Consider the following 18,017-nt stretch of genomic DNA (forward strand, 5'->3'; position numbering starts at 1 on the left):
GGGATGAAATGAATGGGAGAAAAAATGTTAGGAATTATTAACGCAACGGGAAGTTTTCCTTCCTTAAAGAAAGTAACAGGGCATCGCTCACTAGCGGCGTTACCGTTTGGGGGCCGTTATCGACTCATTGATTTCATGCTTTCAAATATGGTGAATTCTAATATTCATAGTGTGGCGGTTTTTACAAGTCATAAAAACCGTTCATTAATGGACCATGTTGGGTCAGGAAAACAGTGGGATTTAGATAGAAAACGAGACGGATTGTTTTTATTCCCGCCAAATTGCCAATGTGACCAAGATGAGTTTGGGTCATTTGCACACTTTAGAAGACATATTGATTATTTTCTAAGAGCCAGAGAAGAATACGTTGTTATTACGAATAGCCACCTCGTAACAGCATTAGATTTCCAGGCGGTGTTAGAGCGACATATACATACGTCAGCTGATATTACTGAAGTTTGTCATGAAGGGGTTTCGCTTCAAACATACGTGTTAAAGAAACAATTATTATTAGATTTATTTGAGACATATAAAGATGTGGAGCAATATAGTTTATTCGATGTAGTGAGAGAAAAGCGCGGAAAATCACTGCATATTGCTACATATGAGCATACAGGATATGTAGCCATTATTGACTCAATTGAAAGTTACTATAAACATAGCTTAGAAATTTTGAAACCTGCTATTTGGAAACAATTATTTAAGAAAGAAGCACCGATCTTTACGAAAGTAAAAGATGAGCCGCCAACACGTTACGTAAAGGGTGCAGTCGTGAAAAATACAATGATTGCAAACGGCAGTATTATTGAAGGGGAAGTAGAAAATAGTGTGGTTTCCCGTTCTGTTAAAATCGGAAAAGGTTCAATTGTTCGTAATAGCATTATTATGCAAAAGAGCCAAATTGGAGATAACTGTATAATAGACGGTGTTATTATTGATAAAGATGTGAAAATTGGTGACGGTGTCGTGTTAAAAGGAAACATCGATGAGCCATATGTTGTAGAAAAAGGAAGCGTTCAAAACAGTACGATTAAAAGCTATTCTTAAAGTGAAACTGTAATCAGCGGGGATTTTTTCACTGATTATTAGTTCACAAATAGCGGGATGAAGAATCAGTGGGGGAGTTCCTCCACTGATTAAAGTTTTAATTTAAATGAAAACTCGAAGGGAGGAAGCTGCAAGAAGAGTCATATATGCTTTTCGCGCAGTGGGACAACAAGTGAATATATTATTTGCAGTATCAGAATGTGTACCGTTTGTGAAATCTGGAGGATTAGCCGATGTAGCGGGTGCGCTCCCAAAAGAGCTGAAAAAATTAGGTGTGGATGTTCGCGTTATACTTCCGAATTATAGTCTTATTCCGAAAAAATTAAGAGATGGATGCACGCTTCATAAAGTAATTAACGTTCCGCTTGGCTGGAGAAATCAATATTGCGGCATTTTAAAAGGTGAACAAGAAGGGATAACGTATTACTTAATAGATAACGAATATTATTTTAAGAGAGATTCTCTATATGGCCATTATGATGATGGGGAGCGTTTTTCTTATTTTTCGAAAGCAGTTTTAGAGTGTATTCCGCATCTTGATTTTGAAGTAGATGTTCTTCATAGCCATGATTGGCATACAGCTATGGTTAATTTCTTACTTCGTGAAAAGTATCAAGATAACCCGTTATATGAGCATATTAAAACGGTATATACAATTCATAACTTGCAGTTCCAAGGAGTATTTCCTCCTGAAGTGATGTACGACTTGTTAGAGCTTGGTGATGAATATTTGCATAGTGAGCAGCTAGAGTTTTATGGAAATGTGAACTTTATGAAAGGCGGTATTATCGCTTCGGATCAAATTACAGCGGTTAGCCCGACATATAAAGAAGAAATTCAATATGAATTTTTCGGTGAGAAGTTAGATGGATTACTGCGAAAATATAATGATAAGCTTAGTGGCATTGTAAATGGAATTGATACGAGCGTATATAATCCAGCAACGGATTCGTATATTAAGGCTCAGTATGATGCAGAGTCACTAGAGGAAAAGAGTGAAAATAAACGCGCTTTGCAGCGTTATTTTGGTTTGCCAGAAAAAGAAGATACACCAATCATTTCGATGGTAACACGATTAACGAAGCAAAAAGGACTTGATTTAGTACGTACTGTATTCCGCGAAATAATGGAGGAAGATGTACAATGTATTATTTTAGGTTCGGGCGATTCGGAATATGAGCAGTTCTTTGAATGGATGGCATATGAGTATCCAGAAAAGGTGAAGGTGTATATTGGATTTAATGAGGAACTTGCGCATCAAGTGTATGCAGGAAGCGATCTATTTTTAATGCCTTCACTGTTTGAGCCGTGTGGACTTGGACAACTTATTGCATTAGCGTACGGTACGATTCCGATTGTAAGAGAAACAGGTGGATTAAACGATACTGTACAATCTTATGATGAAGAAACCGGAGAAGGAAATGGTTTTAGTTTCACGAATTTCAATGCACATGACATGTTGTATACAGTTCACCGTGCAATTGAGTTGTATCACGATAAACCGGTGTGGGATAGTCTTGTAAAGCAAGCGATGACTGAAGATTATAGCTGGGGGAAATCAGCTCTTGCCTATAAGAAATTGTATAAAAGTCTCATGGAATAACATGTAGGTGGTGAAGAAATGTTTACTCATGTTGAAAGTTTCAAATCAGCTTTTCTAGAAAAGTTAGAGACGATGTACGGAAAAAGTTTCAAAGACTCTACAACTCGTGATCAATATAATACGCTCGGCCATATGGTACGAGAGTATATGAATAGTCAATGGATTGCAACGAATGAAAGTTACCGAGCTGGTGAGCAAAAGCAAATGTATTACTTATCCATTGAATTTTTACTTGGACGTTTGCTTGGAAGTAACATATTGAATTTAGGCATCAGGGATGTATGTGAGCAAGGACTGTCTGAGCTCGGGATTTCTTTACACGATTTAGAAGAGGTGGAAGCAGATGCAGGTCTTGGTAATGGTGGACTTGGACGTTTAGCAGCCTGTTTCCTTGATTCACTCGCTTCTTTAAACTTACCAGGACATGGCTGTGGAATTCGTTACAAACATGGCTTATTTGATCAAAAAATTGTTGATGGTTATCAAGTTGAATTTCCAGAACAGTGGCTTCTTCATGAAAACGTATGGGAAGTAAGAAGATATGATCAAGCCGTAGAAGTAAGTTATTTTGGCAGTGTTGAACCGTTAGACATTGACGGACGTTTAGAGTTCAGACATACGAATGCAGAAGTGATTATGGCAGTGCCATATGATGTTCCAGTAGTAGGTTATGAGACAAGTACTGTAAATACACTTAGACTTTGGAATGCTGAACCAGTTCCTTTCCCGCAAAATTGCAAAGATATTTTGAAATATAAGCGTGAAACAGAGGCTGTATCTGAGTTTTTATATCCAGATGATACGCATGATGAGGGGAAAATACTTCGCCTAAAACAACAGTATTTCCTCGTATCAGCCAGCTTGCAAAATATCGTTCGTATGCATAGAGAAAGATACGGTAGCCTTCGTCAGTTGCATGAAAAAATTGCAATTCATATTAACGATACCCATCCGGTTTTAGCAATTCCTGAACTGATGCGTATTTTATTAGACGAGGAAAAGTTAGCATGGGAAGAAGCTTGGCATATAACGACGCAGACGATTTCTTATACAAATCATACGACGTTATCAGAAGCACTTGAGAAGTGGCCAATTCACATTTTTAAACCGTTATTACCGAGAATATATATGATTATTGAAGAGATTAATGAACGTTTCTGTCATGAGCTTTGGGAACGTTATCCTTATGAATGGCATCGTATTGAAGAGATGGCAATCATTGCGCATGATCTTGTGAAAATGGCTCATTTAGCAATTGTCGGAAGCCATAGCGTCAACGGTGTAGCGAAAATTCATACGGAAATTTTAAAACAGCGTGAAATGCGATTGTTCTATGAGTTTTACCCAGATAAGTTTAATAATAAAACGAATGGAATCGCTCATAGGCGCTGGCTCATGAAGGCGAATCCGCAGCTGACGAATCTTATTTCGGAAGCGATTGGAACAGAGTGGAAGAAAGAACCGATTAAACTGCAAGCATTGCAAACTTTTCAGTACGATGCTAGTTTCCAAGAGAAGCTTGCGGGTGTAAAGCAAGAGCGGAAGATTATTTTAGCGGAGCGCATTCATAACCAAATGGGGATTACGATTGATCCAAATTCTATTTTTGATGTGCAAGTGAAAAGACTGCATGCTTACAAACGACAATTATTAAATGTTCTTCATATTTTATATTTGTATAACCGTTTGAAAGAGGATGCTAGTTTTTCATTTTATCCGCGCACCTTTATTTTCGGAGCAAAAGCATCACCAGGCTATTATTATGCGAAGAAGATTATTAAATTAATTAATGAACTTGCAAGAAAAGTAAATAACGATCCGTACGTAAGTCAATTTATGAAAGTTATCTTTCTAGAAAACTACCGAGTTTCTTTAGCGGAAGATATATTCCCAGCAGCTGATGTAAGTGAGCAAATTTCAACTGCAAGTAAGGAAGCATCAGGAACAGGGAACATGAAATTTATGATGAATGGTGCAATTACGCTCGGAACGTTAGATGGAGCTAATATTGAAATAAAAGACCGGGTCGGTGATGCAGCCTGTTTCATTTTCGGCTTAACGGCGGATGAGGTTCTTCATTACTATCAAAATGGTGGATATCGTGCAAGTGATTATTATCACCACAATATGCACATTAAAAAAGTAGTAGACCAGCTAACGAATGGTTTCTTTACACATGTGGGGGCTGAATTTGAAGCGATTTATGATTCTCTCGTTATTCAAAATGACGAATATTTCGTTCTTCGAGATTTTGGTCCATATGCGGAAAGACAGGAAGCTGTCGGTAGAGCTTATGAGAATCGAACGAAGTGGCTAGAAATGTCGATTTTAAATATTGCACAATCTGGTCATTTCGCGAGCGATCGAACGATCTTGCAGTATAGCAATGAGATTTGGGGTATTGGTAATACCGTTAAACTATATTAAGTGAAAGTCCCTTTTGAAGGGACTTTTCTTTATTATGTTAAGGTTTGGTGAATTGCATATGAAGGATATATATGAACAAGCCGATTTAAAAACAGATAGATTAATTTTAACGAAGATACACCAGTCGCATGTAGACGATTTATTTAAAGTGTATCCTAATTCGAAAACAGCTACCTATGTGCCTCGGGAAGTGCATAAAACGAAAGAGGAAACGCATAGTTTGTTAGGAACTATGCTTGTAACGATAAGCGAAGGTAAGGCTCTTATATGGTCTATTATGCTGAAGGACACTCAAAAAGCGATTGGAACGTGTGGAATATGGCTCATGCCACATAATAGTGCATCGATTGGAGCTGTAATTAGCACGGCGTATTGGGGAGAAGGATTTATTGTTGAAGCTTTCGAACAAATTATTAAAGTTGGTTTTCAAGAATTAAATTTGAATCGCATTGAAGGAAGATGTGATGTGAGAAATATAGCTTCTGAACGTGTAATGCAAAAGTTAAAGATGGTATATGAAGGAACATTGAGGCAAAGTGTACAAATGAATAATACGTATAGTGATGCTAAAGTATATTCACTTTTAAAACAAGAATATAATCGTTTAAAAAACCGAGCTTAATTTCATTAAGCTCGGTTTTTTTACTTTGCTCAAGAAAGAAATGGTGTAGCGGTATATATGATACCTGTTCCACCATATTCTCCTGTCGCAAAGTATGAAAATGTAAAGAAACCTGTAAACGAAAAAATTATAATGAGAAAAAGTGCAAGGATAAATTTTAGCATGTAAGGTCCCCTCATCCAAAGATTATTTCATATATTATTATAGTATAAGGATATTAAATTTCCAATTAATTACTGGTTAAAAATGAGAAGTCAGACATGTTTTGTATGTTGTAATGGAATGATTATTCGTAATAGATTTTGTGTTTTTCGTAAAAGTCATGTTGTGATGAACATGAGCATATTCCCAATCACGATCATTAAAATTTATATTTCGGGGAGGGAGAAGTGGAACGACATCGAATAAGTTGACGAAACGAAAGCTACTAGCTACTTGTAGTTTATAATAATTTCGAAAAGCGATATCTCCTACTTTTGGAGAAGCAAATGTATAAAGTCCATACTGTGCGAAGGCTGTGTTGATTCGTGCATCTAATATGTGTAATGTGGCAAGCGCACCACCTAAACTATGTCCAGTAGCTAATAGTTTTTTGTGTGCTGGTAACGATACGAGCATATCCATAATAGAATCTCGGAAAGATTCGTAAATAGAAAGAAAGCCATTATGGACATTTCCGCTGTTTAAAGCATATGGATATGGTTTTTGGTTGACGAGTGAATCGATAATCCAATCTGTATCTGTTTGTGTGCCTCGAAAAGCTACAATAATGGTATCCTCAGATTCTAATATAAATCCGAACCATTCTGTCGTTTGAATGGCTTTCCCTTGAAAGCCTTGTACATATTGAAAACCATCCGGTATTTTGAAAATCCCATTTTGTTTATATTGTTCATACGTTAGCTCACAACAAGAAGCTAACAGTAGGGCAGTATCTTTATCAAAGGATAAAGGAGTACGCATTAATGGGGCCCTCCTTACGAAAAGGTATAGTTCAATATATGCAGTGAGGGACTTGATTCATTCGTTTTGAAAAAAGGCTTGAACCTACAGTTACGTGAGGAAGAAGAAGAGAAGTGGCTAAATGAAGCGATGGAATACTATATGATCCAAACTGGTTTGTATAGTCCGCCTAAATAAAAAGTGCCCAATAAGGGCACTTTTTACTCTTTTCCATCTAATAAACGACCAAGTCCACCTAAAACACTACCTTCGCCACTGCCTTGAGCTGCTGGGCTTGTAAGGCGTGCTGCTAAGCGGCTAAGTGTTAAGGATTGGATCCAAACTGTTCCAGGTCCTTCTAATGTTGCGAAGAATAAACCTTCGCCGCCAAATAGAGCTGTTTTTACTTTTCCAACGAACTCGACATCATAGTTAATGTCTTTTGTCATGGCAACAAGACAGCCTGTATCAATACGAAGCTTTTCACCAGGTTTCAATTCACGCTTATATACAGTTCCGCCTGCGTGCATGAAAGCAAGTCCGTCACCTTCAAGTTTCTGCATGATGAAGCCTTCACCACCGAAGAAGCCAGTTCCAATTTTCTTTGTAAACTCGATTCCGATAGAAACGCCTTTTGCTGCGCAAAGAAATGCGTCTTTTTGACAAACTACTTTTCCTTGATATTCTGTTAAATCAACAGGAATAATTTTACCAGGATAAGGAGCAGCAAAGGATACGTGGCGTTTGCCGTGACCTGTATTTGTAAATACGGTCATAAACATGCTTTCACCTGTAACGAGACGTTTACCAGCGCCCATTAATTTGCCGAATAAACCGCTAGATGGTCCAGAACCGTCTCCGAAGATTGTTTCCATTTCGATGTAATCTTCCATCATCATCATTGCGCCAGCTTCAGCGATAACGCTTTCTTTTGGATCTAATTCAATTTCAACAAACTGCATATCATCGCCATATAACTTATACTCGATTTCATGTGCTTGCATCTTTTCACCTCATAATTATGTAGTAATTATATTGTACAGAAGTTAAAAGAATTAGAGTACTGTATTTTTGTTAATTTTTGAATAAAAATAGAATGAAAATTTAAGGTTATACTAGTGTTATAAAAAATAATGAAATGAAAGTGTTCTCATTTGACGTTTTTAATATAGCGTGATATAGTGAAATCACTATTGAGCTACATAATGTGGTACGGAAATAAAGCACGTTGAATTAAAGGCTGTAAGCTTGTTATACATTCATGTCCTTTATATCCACCTTTTCATGTGGATTCATAGTTTCATTTTTATTTAGGAGGTACATGACATGCAAACAGGTAAAGTTAAATGGTTTAACGGCGAAAAAGGTTTCGGTTTCATCGAAGTTGAAGGTGGAGACGATGTATTCGTTCACTTCTCAGCTATCCAAGGTGAAGGTTTCAAAACTTTAGAAGAAGGTCAAGAAGTTTCTTTCGAAATCGTTGAAGGCAACCGCGGACCACAAGCAGCTAACGTTACAAAAAACTAATTAGCTAGCGATAAAAAGCATTCCGATTTTCGGAATGCTTTTTTTTATTCTTTGGAACTAGATTCATTTGAAGATAATTCGCCTTTAAAGGTACGTTCTTCAAAGTCATCGAGCATTTGTTCATATTCCTCGTGTTCTTCTGTTGCGAAAACTTGCGGATTTTTCCCATACATATCCGTACCGATAAAGTTTTCGAAATCTTCTACGTATCCTACGTTTTCCTCACTATTTACGTACATACCATTATAGTTTTTGGAATCTTGTCTTTCTAGATCGGACGGTGTTTCGGACGTTCCGTAATTTGCGACATCTTGCCAAGCATCTTCTGCATCGTACTCCACAGAATGGTCTTCATCGTGCTTATGGAAAGAAGGAGATAACACTTCTTCTTCAACTGGACGAGTTTCCATATTTAATTTATTTGTCGCGTGCTGAACGCATGTTGTAGCAGTTGGCATTGCTTCTAATCTTTCAAACGGAATTTCCTCACCAGATACTTCACAAATGCCGTACGTACCACCTTCTATTTTTTGCAGGGCATTTTTCGTATCTTCTAGCTGTTTATGCCAAAGTTCGATGAGTCCAAAATCCTTTTCACGTTCATATAATTCTGTTGCCATATCAGCTGGATGGTTATCATAGCTAGATAATTCTCCAACAGAATCGCGTTCAGATGCACGATCTTCATTTTCATGTGTTTGTATCGTTTGCTCTAGTTCTTGTTGTTGTTTTTCTAAAACGGATTTAAATTGATTTATTTGTTGTGGAGTTAACATAGTCGTCCACCTTCCTACAATTCAGTTTCTTTACATAGTATGAGCGTTGCGAGTAGGAATTATGAGCTGAAATTGGTATATGAAAAAAGAGCCGCGTTAGCAGCTCCTTTCTATAAGAAATATCCAAGCAATAATCCGATTCCCATGAGGAGACCGAAAATTGTATTTGTTTTTGCTGTTGCAATCATCGCAGGTGCCATTTCCATTGGAAGGCTTTTGCCGATGAAACCTTTTGTTGCTTTAAATGCTTTCGGGGCACTTAGAAATACGATGAGCATCCATGGTGATACGATGTTCACAATAATTAAAGCAATTGTCCAAATGTAGGAAACGATGAACATAGAAGCGAGAACACCGATGGCTCTTTCATGTCCAACGAGAATTGCTAGCGTTTTACGACCGTTTTCTTTATCGCCATCCAAGTCACGAATGTTGTTAGCTAGTAAAATGGCACCAATTAAAATGGAGCTTGGGATAGACAGTAAAATGACTTCTGATGTTACAGTTCCAGTTTGGATAAAGAATGAAATACCGATAATAATGACGCCCATAAATAATCCTGCTGTTAGTTCTCCAAATGGTGTATATGCAATTGGAATTGGTCCACCTGTATAAAGGTAAGCAACGGCCATACAAACAAGACCGATTGCAGCAAGCCACCAACTAGAGTTCATACAAATATAAACACCTAATAACATTGCGACACCAAAAAATCCAAATGCTAAGTTCAGTACTGTTTTGGGCTGAATACCATCGCGAACGATAGCGCCGCCGATACCAACTGAACCTTCATGATCTAATCCTCTTTTATAATCAAAGTATTCGTTAAACATGTTCGTTGCTGCTTGAATGAGAAGACAAGCAAGAAGCATCATAAAGAAAAGAGGAAGATGTATTTGATTTATACCGCCGACCTGCATCGCATATGCTGTTCCGATGAAAACAGGAACGAAAGCGGCTGTTAATGTATGGGGACGTAGTAAACTCCACCAAATGCGCCAGCCTGTTTGTTTACTTGGCTTTGGCGCCGTAGGAGAGGAATTCGTTTCGACGTTCATTTCCATGTTGAATCCTCCTTAGGTCACATATTGTACACAATTAAGTGTAGAAAAAGCATCATTTAGTGTCAACGTTTATTTTCTAGGAAGAGAAGGTGAATTTCTCAGAAATGCTAAACGTTGACAGGCCTTTCGTTTGAGGTGTATCTTAAAATCAAGCGTAATTATGACTATTTTTCGCCCATAGGGGGGAGACAATTGTGATTCAAACGAAACAAAAAGGCTTGCAAGAAGTTTTGATTGCAGCCATTAAGCGTACAACTAATGAAAAAACATTAGTTAGTTTTGTAAAACAAATAGACTGGGTGGATCCACTTCTGTTTTATGCAGCAGGAAAAAGGACTTCATTCGAAAATAGATGTTATTTTGCAGACCCAGCTCAGCATGTAATATTTGCAGGACTTGGTTCTGTTTTCACTATAGCCAATTCTTCTCATAAGCGCTTTCAAACTGCTCGTAATGAGTGGGAGAAAGTAAAAGAGAAAGCAATTGTACAAAGGGATAAATATGAATTTGGTACCGGCCCTCTTTTATTTGGTGGATTTTCATTTGATCCAGAAAAAGAGAAAACGGACTTATGGAAAGAATTTAAAAATACGACGTTTTCACTACCAGCATTTTTATTAACTGTAAAAAATGAAAAAGCATGGTTAACGATGAATACATTTGTTTCAGCGACAGATTGTGCAGATACTCTTTATAACGAAATTGTTTCTTTAGAAGAGAAAATTTTGGGGGAGAGTAAATGTGCATTAGAAGGATCGAAATTAACAGTTACTTCTAAAATAGAAGTGGATCCGAAAGGCTGGATGAAGGCCATTGAGAAAGTGCAAGGTGAGATGAAGCAGGGGAACGTACAGAAGGTTGTATTAGCGAGAGAGTTAAAAGTAGAGATGAATCAAAATATTGATTCTGCTCTTGTTTTAGAAGCGCTTCGCATGGGACAACCGGATTGCTACGTATTTTCTTTTGATTATAAAGGAGCATGCTTCTTAGGAGCGACGCCAGAACGATTGATTCGTAAGGAAGATGAGAAATTTACATCGATGTGTCTTGCTGGTTCAATCGGTCATGGTCATTCTATAGAAGAAAGTGAACGAAATGGTAATACGCTTCTTCATGATGAAAAGAATTTAGCTGAACACGGTTATGTTGTGAATATGATCAGGTCGGTATTAAATGAGCATTGCGAATCCGTTAATATTCCGGAAAGTCCTGGCTTATTAACAACGAAAAACTTAATTCATTTATATACGCCTGTAGAGGCAAAAGGCGATGCGAGTCTTTTAACAATGGTAGAAGAATTACATCCAACACCAGCTCTTGGCGGGACACCTCGTTTGGAAGCGATGAAACTGATTCGTGATGTGGAATTGTTAGACAGAGGATTATATGGTGCACCGATTGGCTGGATAGATGATGAAGGAAATGGTGAATTCGCGGTTGCGCTTCGCTGTGGTTTATTAAATGGCAAGAAAGCATCCTTATTTGCCGGTTGCGGGATTGTAATCGATTCAGTACCGCAACTTGAATATGAAGAAACAAGTTTGAAGTTTAGACCGATGCTTGGTGCTTTGGAGGAATTAATGAAATGAACAATCATATAGAAGCATTATCATATTATTTAGGCGCGTTCGTGGATGAACTGACGCGTCTAGATGTATGTGATGTTGTCATTAGTCCAGGCTCACGGTCAACGCCGATTGCTTTACTAATGGAACAACACGAAGGAATGAACACATATTTACATGTGGACGAAAGGTCTGCAGGTTTTTTTGCGCTTGGTATCGCAAAGGCGAAGAAGCGTCCAGTAGCATTATTATGTACGTCAGGAACAGCGGCAGCGAACTATTATCCTGCTGTATGTGAAGCTTTTCATTCACGAGTGCCACTTGTCATCTTAACAGCGGATAGACCACATGAATTAAGAGATGTGGGTGCACCACAAGCGATGAATCAATTCAATTTATACGGCACTTTTGTGAAGCAATTTACAGAGATGGCAATTCCAGAAACGAGTGAAGTGATGTATCATTACGCCCGGATGACAACGCAGCGTGCGATAGCAAATGCTTGTTTAGCGCCGCAAGGACCTGTTCATCTTAATTTTCCAGTTCGTGAACCGCTTATCCCGGACTTTTCATTAGAAAGTTTATGGGATAAAGGACGCGGGGAATATACAGGAGTAGTTCAGCAAGGGAACGTGACGATGCCGAGTGGATATGTAGATTCTCTTGTAGGGCGCCTTTCACATATGGAAAAGGGGCTTATTATTTGTGGGGATGATAGTCATTCAGAAATCGCAGCGTTTGCAACGCAACTAGCTGAGAAAACAGGATATCCAATATTAGCAGATCCACTTTCTAACATCCGTAGTGGACATCACGATAAAACGATGGTAATCGACTGTTACGATACATTTTTACGAAATGAACTGTTAAAAGAAACGTGGAAGCCAGACGTGATTATTCGTTTTGGCGGAATGCCTGTTTCGAAAGCATTAACGCAGTTCATAAAAAAACAAACGAAAGCCGTTCATATCGTTGTTGATGAATCCGGACAATGGAGAGATCCAGCTCTAGTTGCAACAGAAGTTGTACAAGCAAGTGATGTTGCATTCTGTAAGGCACTAATAGAAAAAATGCCAGCTATGAAAAAGAATGATTGGTCTCAAATGTGGAAACATATAAACGAAAAAACGAAGGAAACGCTTCGTGAAATGGAAACATATGAAACGGCATTTGAAGGGAAAGTTATTACGGATATTGTCCGCGTATTACCAGAAGGGGCAACATTATTTGCGAGTAATAGTATGCCAATTCGTGATACAGATTCATTTTTCTTTACGTCGGATAAAAATATTCAAGTAATGGCAAACCGCGGTGTAAATGGGATTGATGGAATCATTTCGACAGCTTTAGGAGCGAGCATTATTTGTGAACCGCTCGTATTAGTGATCGGTGATTTATCATTTTATCACGATTTAAACGGATTATTAGCCGCAAAATTACACGAATTAAACATAACAATTGTCGTTGTAAATAATGACGGTGGCGGTATTTTCTCATTCTTACCACAGTATGAGAAAAAGGAACATTTCGAATCATTATTTGGAACTCCAATTGGTCTTGATTATGAGCATGTTGTCAAAATGTATGGTGGTTCATTTAGCCGTGTAAATGGTTGGGAGCAATTCCGTGAAGAGGTACAAAAAGGAACAAGGGCGAAAGGTTTACATGTTGTAGAAATTTGTACAAATCGTGATGAAAACTTAACATTGCACCGTACGTTATGGGCAAAAACGCAGGACGTAATTACTACATCGTTGCAAGGTGAATCAAAATGAACGTAACGCTGCAAGGTGTATCGTATGAATATGAAGTAATCGGAAGCGGGGAACCACTTCTACTTCTTCATGGTTTTACGGGAAGCATGGAAACGTGGCGTTCCTTCGTTCCTTCTTGGAGCGAGCAGTTTCAAATCATTTTAGTAGACATTGTTGGGCATGGAAAAACGGAAAGTCCTGAAGATGTAACGCATTATGAGATTCGAAATGCAGCGTTGCAAATGAAAGAACTACTAGATTACCTTCATATTGAAAAAGCGCACATACTTGGCTATTCAATGGGCGGTAGACTGGCGATTACGATGGCATGTCTATATCCAGAGTATGTATATTCTCTTTTATTAGAAAATTGTACAGCTGGGCTCAAAAGTGAAGATGAGAGAGAAGAACGCCTGGAAAAAGATGAGCGACTTGCCGATAAAATCGAGCGAGAAGGCATCGAAAGCTTTGTAACGATGTGGGAAAATATTCCGCTGTTTGAAACGCAAAAACGTCTAGCAAAAAACGTACAAGAAGCAGTGCGAAAAGAACGACTTGCTAACGATCCAAAAGGACTTGCAAATAGCTTGCGCGGCATGGGAACAGGGGCTCAGCCTTCATGGTGGAACGAGCTGCAAAACTTAAAAATGCCTGTTCTTTTAATGAACGGGGAGCATGATGAAAAGTTCTTTCGCATATTAAAAAATATCGAAAAATGCGTCTCTGATGCGAAATTTGTCAAAATTGATGGTGCTGGCCATGCAATTCATGTGGAACAACCGGAAAAGTTTGATACAATAGTAAAGGGATTTCTAAAAACTATGCAGTGATGCTTTTTTCATCTAAGAAGGAAGACGCACTTATAGAGGAGATCAGAAATATACAAGGAGGTAGTTGTAATGGCTATTGAATGGGTAAAAGAAGGCAATTACGAAGATATTATTTATTCAACATACAATGGTATCGCAAAGATTTCGATTAACCGCCCTGAAGTACATAACGCATTCCGTCCAAAAACGGTAATGGAGTTAATCAACGCTTTTGCACATGCTCGTGATGATGCAAATGTTGGCGTTATCATTTTAACAGGTGAAGGTGGACGTGCATTCTGTTCTGGCGGCGACCAAAAAGTTCGCGGTCATGGTGGATATGTAGGTGACGACCAAATCCCTCGTCTAAACGTATTAGACTTACAACGTCTAATTCGCGCAATTCCTAAACCAGTTATCGCAATGGTAGCAGGTTATGCAATCGGTGGAGGACACGTACTTCATATCGTATGTGACTTAACAATCGCTGCAGACAACGCTGTATTCGGACAAACAGGTCCTAAAGTAGGAAGCTTTGACGGTGGATACGGAGCTGGTTACCTAGCTCGTATGGTAGGCCACAAGAAAGCTCGTGAAATTTGGTACCTATGCCGTCAATACAATGCACAAGAAGCGCTTGATATGGGCTTAGTAAACACAGTAGTACCATTAGAAGAGCTTGAAGCAGAAACAGTACAATGGGCACAAGAAATCTTAGCAAACAGCCCAATGGCACTTCGTTTCCTAAAAGCTGCATTCAACGCAGACACAGACGGTCTAGCTGGTATTCAACAACTAGCTGGAGATGCAACGTTATTGTACTACACAACTGACGAAGCAAAAGAAGGTCGTGACGCGTTCAAAGAAAAACGCAGTCCGGACTTCGGTCAATTCCCTCGTTTTCCTTGATCAAAAGCGAAAGCAGCTCGTTCAGAATGTGAGGGGGATGGAGCTTCTGACGTAGAGGCGTTTTTTGCCTCGTAGGAAGAAGTGAAGCCACCGAACATTCTAGCTGCTGTAGCTGGATGTTTTAAAAGCGGAGCCGACTGTTTAGCCTCGTAGGCTAAGGTTCTTTCGCACAGAAAGTGTTTTTTACTTTCTCGTGCGGAAGGTTCTTAGACGGAAGGGGCTAGGAGGCGTAGCTGGACGTGATCAAAAGCGGAAGCGGCTCGCCAATAAAGTGAGACGCAACGAAAAGATCAAACCGGAAACAAAACAACTAAGAGACTTGATGTCATATCAAGTCTCTTTCTTTCATGAAAGGAGAATGAATGATGGAGACGATGCCAAATTGGTTAAAGCAGCGTGCATTTTTAACACCAGATCGCACTGCAATTGAAATAGAGGAAGAGAAAGTTACTTTTATGCAGCTGCATGAGAAAGTAGTATTTGTTTGTGAACAGCTTTCACATGTTGGAGTGAGGCAGGGGCAAAAGGTGGCTGTTCTGATGAAAAATGGTATGGAGATGATTACAGTAATTCACGCCCTATCGTACATAGGGGCAGTAGCTGTGCTTTTAAATACGCGTCTTTCAAGAGAAGAGCTACTTTGGCAAATGGATGATGCTGAAGTTGTTTGTTTAGTGACGGATCAAGATTTTGATGCTAAAGATGTTCCCGTTTATTCATTCGCCGAAGTGATGAATGGACCGAAGGCGGAAGCATCTATACAAGAAGAATTCTCTTTAGAAGAAGCGATGACAATTATTTATACGTCTGGGACGACAGGAAAACCGAAAGGCGTTATTTTAACGTACGGCAATCACTGGGCAAGTGCAGTTGGTTCTTCGCTTAATTTAGGCCTTCGTGATGATGATTGCTGGTTAGCTTGTATGCCTATGTTCCATGTTGGCGGATTATCTCTTTTAATGAAAAACATTATGTACGGAATGCGTATTTTACTCGTTCCGAAATACGATGCTGATTTTATTCATAAAGCACTTCAAACGAGAGGCGTAACAATTATTTCTGTCGTTTCTAAAATGTTAACTGATTTATTAGAACGACTTGGAGAAGAGACCTATCCATCTTCTTTACGATGCATGTTACTTGGAGGAGGACCAGCGCCGAAACCACTATTAGAAACGTGTGTAGAAAAAGGAATTCCTGTATATCAAACGTACGGCATGACAGAAACGTCTTCACAAATTTGTACGTTATCCGCAGATTACATGTTAACGAAAGTAGGATCAGCTGGAAAACCACTATTTCAGTGCCAACTTCGTATTGAAAAAGATGGCGTAGTAGTACCGCCATTTGCGGAAGGTGAGATTGTAGTAAAAGGACCAAACGTAACAGGCGGTTACTTTAACCGTGAAGATGCGACGCGTGAAACAATTCAAAACGGATGGCTTCATACTGGCGACCTCGGTTATTTAGATGAAGAAGGATTTTTATACGTATTAGATCGCCGTAGTGATTTAATTATTTCTGGTGGGGAGAATATATATCCAGCTCAAATTGAAGAAGTGTTGCTTTCTCATCCGATGGTAGTGGAAGCAGGTGTTGTCGGTATGACTGATGATAAATGGGGACAAGTACCTGCTGCTTTTGTTGTAAAAAGCGGGGCGGTAACAGAAGAGGAAATTCTTCATTTTTGCGAGGAGAAATTAGCGAAATATAAAGTGCCGAAAAAAGCATGTTTCTTAGAGGAATTACCACGAAACGCTTCGAAAAAATTGTTAAGACGAGAGCTAAGACAATTAGTGGAGGAGAGGTAAGTGGAAATAAAAAAAGCGACACTTCATATAACAGAAATGCCACTCGTAATCCCGTTTGCTGCGAGCTACGGAACGTATGAAAAGCGTGAGAGTATCGTCATTGAATTAGAAGATACGGACGGGTGCATTGGTTTTGGCGAAGTCGTTGCATTCTCTGAACCGTGGTATACGGAAGAAACAGTGAAGACAGCGCTGCATGTACTACAAGACTTTTTATTACCTGATTTATTAAAGGCTGAAATTTCTCATCCGAATGAGGTACCGGGTCTATTTCAACATATAAAAAGAAACCGAATGGCAAAGGCGGGAATTGAAGGGGCTATTTGGGATTTATATGCGAAGCGTCAAAAGAGATCACTTGCGACACTGCTTGGCGGAACGAAGTCTGAAATTGAAGTCGGTGTTGTGATTGGGCTTAATCCGATTCCAGTTATGTTAAAGCAAATCGAGAAGTATGCGGAAGAAGGGTACGAGCGTTTTAAAGTGAAAATAAAGCCAGAGCATGATTACGAGTTATTGAAAGAAATTCGTAAAGAGTTTCCGAATATCCCGTTAATGGCCGATGCGAATTCAGCGTACACGTTAGCTGATGTAGAGAAGTTAAAACGGTTAGATGAATTTCAATTAATGATGATTGAGCAACCGTTAGCGGATTATGATTTTCTTGATCATGCACAATTGCAAAAGAAAATTGAAACGCCAATCTGTTTAGACGAAAGTATTCATAGTTTAGAAGATGCGCGCGTTGCGATTACACTTGGCAGCTGCCAAATCGTTAACATTAAACCAGGCCGAGTGGGTGGATTAACAGAATCAATCCAAATCCATAACTATTGCATGGAGCATAATATACCAGTTTGGTGCGGTGGGATGGTGGAAATGGGAATTTCACGCGCACAAAATGTCGCCCTCGCTTCTTTGCCGAACTTTACGATTCCTGGAGATATATCAGCTTCTAGTAGACATTGGGAGAAGGATATTATTTCGCCGGAAGTGACGCTTGAGGGCGGGAAAGTGATGGTACCGCAAAGTGTTGATGCTGAGTATGAGGTAGATCGCGGGAGACTGGCGGAAATCACGAAGCAGCGGATTGTGTTTGAAAGATGAAATAACAAAGGTTACTCTTATGAGTAGCCTTTTCGTATTGTACAAATTGGATAG

At 39.0% G+C, this 18,017-nt stretch carries 16 protein-coding genes; 11 read left to right on the top strand and 5 right to left on the bottom strand.

Annotated features, from left to right (window positions below):
- Positions 1-12 precede the first annotated feature (12 nt).
- The 4 genes from glgD to EUC40_RS02655 all read left to right on the top strand — a co-directional run bounded on the left by glgD (position 13) and on the right by EUC40_RS02655 (position 5,699).
- Positions 13-1,047 (top strand): glucose-1-phosphate adenylyltransferase subunit GlgD, encoded by a 1,035-nt coding sequence (gene glgD / locus EUC40_RS02640; protein WP_071710896.1) that lies wholly within the window; start codon positions 13-15, stop codon positions 1,045-1,047.
- Positions 1,048-1,219: 172 nt separating this feature from the next.
- Positions 1,220-2,650, top strand: a complete 1,431-nt coding sequence (gene glgA / locus EUC40_RS02645; protein ID WP_156573507.1) for a glycogen synthase GlgA — start codon at positions 1,220-1,222, stop codon at positions 2,648-2,650.
- Between the two features lie 18 nt (positions 2,651-2,668).
- The gene (glgP, locus tag EUC40_RS02650; RefSeq protein ID WP_071710897.1) at positions 2,669-5,077 is read left to right on the top strand and encodes a glycogen phosphorylase; all 2,409 of its coding nucleotides are present in this window, start codon (positions 2,669-2,671) and stop codon (positions 5,075-5,077) included.
- A gap of 58 nt (positions 5,078-5,135) precedes the next feature.
- Positions 5,136-5,699, top strand: coding sequence for a GNAT family N-acetyltransferase (locus tag EUC40_RS02655; protein ID WP_156573510.1), 564 nt, complete (start codon positions 5,136-5,138; stop codon positions 5,697-5,699).
- 29 nt (positions 5,700-5,728) lie between these two features.
- Here the strand turns inward: EUC40_RS02655 and EUC40_RS27390 are convergent, their stop codons facing one another.
- The 3 genes from EUC40_RS27390 to EUC40_RS02665 form a co-directional block, all read right to left on the bottom strand.
- A complete protein-coding gene (locus tag EUC40_RS27390) occupies positions 5,729-5,863 on the bottom strand; it encodes a hypothetical protein (protein ID WP_280115267.1) in 135 nt (44 codons plus the stop codon).
- A gap of 76 nt (positions 5,864-5,939) precedes the next feature.
- Positions 5,940-6,662 (bottom strand): lipase family protein, encoded by a 723-nt coding sequence (locus EUC40_RS02660; RefSeq protein ID WP_071710899.1) that lies wholly within the window; start codon positions 6,660-6,662, stop codon positions 5,940-5,942.
- Positions 6,663-6,862: 200 nt separating this feature from the next.
- Positions 6,863-7,645, bottom strand: coding sequence for a TIGR00266 family protein (locus EUC40_RS02665; RefSeq protein WP_156573513.1), 783 nt, complete (start codon positions 7,643-7,645; stop codon positions 6,863-6,865).
- Positions 7,646-7,967: 322 nt separating this feature from the next.
- Here EUC40_RS02665 and cspD point away from each other — a divergent pair, with 322 nt between their 5' ends.
- The gene (gene cspD / locus EUC40_RS02670) at positions 7,968-8,168 is read left to right on the top strand and encodes a cold-shock protein CspD (RefSeq protein WP_001193050.1); all 201 of its coding nucleotides are present in this window, start codon (positions 7,968-7,970) and stop codon (positions 8,166-8,168) included.
- 44 nt (positions 8,169-8,212) lie between these two features.
- Here the strand turns inward: cspD and EUC40_RS02675 are convergent, their stop codons facing one another.
- Positions 8,213-8,944, bottom strand: a complete 732-nt coding sequence (locus EUC40_RS02675) for a yteA family sporulation protein (RefSeq protein WP_156573515.1) — start codon at positions 8,942-8,944, stop codon at positions 8,213-8,215.
- Between the two features lie 110 nt (positions 8,945-9,054).
- The gene (locus EUC40_RS02680) at positions 9,055-10,008 is read right to left on the bottom strand and encodes a 1,4-dihydroxy-2-naphthoate polyprenyltransferase (protein ID WP_156573517.1); all 954 of its coding nucleotides are present in this window, start codon (positions 10,006-10,008) and stop codon (positions 9,055-9,057) included.
- Positions 10,009-10,202: 194 nt separating this feature from the next.
- Between EUC40_RS02680 and EUC40_RS02685 the strand changes: the two genes are divergently transcribed.
- The 6 genes from EUC40_RS02685 (at position 10,203) to menC (ending at position 17,963) form a co-directional block, all read left to right on the top strand.
- Positions 10,203-11,597 carry an isochorismate synthase gene (locus EUC40_RS02685; protein ID WP_156573519.1) on the top strand — a complete coding sequence of 465 codons (1,395 nt, stop codon included), beginning with the start codon at positions 10,203-10,205 and terminating at the stop codon, positions 11,595-11,597.
- Positions 11,594-13,348, top strand: a complete 1,755-nt coding sequence (gene menD, locus EUC40_RS02690; protein ID WP_156573521.1) for a 2-succinyl-5-enolpyruvyl-6-hydroxy-3-cyclohexene-1-carboxylic-acid synthase — start codon at positions 11,594-11,596, stop codon at positions 13,346-13,348. Before EUC40_RS02685 ends, menD begins: the two co-directional genes overlap by 4 nt.
- The gene (gene menH / locus EUC40_RS02695) at positions 13,345-14,157 is read left to right on the top strand and encodes a 2-succinyl-6-hydroxy-2,4-cyclohexadiene-1-carboxylate synthase (RefSeq protein WP_156573524.1); all 813 of its coding nucleotides are present in this window, start codon (positions 13,345-13,347) and stop codon (positions 14,155-14,157) included. Before menD ends, menH begins: the two co-directional genes overlap by 4 nt.
- Before the next feature lie 69 nt (positions 14,158-14,226).
- Positions 14,227-15,045, top strand: coding sequence for a 1,4-dihydroxy-2-naphthoyl-CoA synthase (gene menB / locus EUC40_RS02700; protein WP_016079909.1), 819 nt, complete (start codon positions 14,227-14,229; stop codon positions 15,043-15,045).
- 365 nt (positions 15,046-15,410) lie between these two features.
- Positions 15,411-16,856, top strand: coding sequence for an o-succinylbenzoate--CoA ligase (locus EUC40_RS02705; RefSeq protein ID WP_156573526.1), 1,446 nt, complete (start codon positions 15,411-15,413; stop codon positions 16,854-16,856).
- Positions 16,857-17,963 carry an o-succinylbenzoate synthase gene (gene menC / locus EUC40_RS02710; protein WP_156573528.1) on the top strand — a complete coding sequence of 369 codons (1,107 nt, stop codon included), beginning with the start codon at positions 16,857-16,859 and terminating at the stop codon, positions 17,961-17,963.
- The last annotated feature ends 54 nt before the right edge of the window (positions 17,964-18,017 follow it).

Source organism: Bacillus luti (genome assembly GCF_009739945.1).
Taxonomy (GTDB): domain Bacteria; phylum Bacillota; class Bacilli; order Bacillales; family Bacillaceae_G; genus Bacillus_A; species Bacillus_A luti.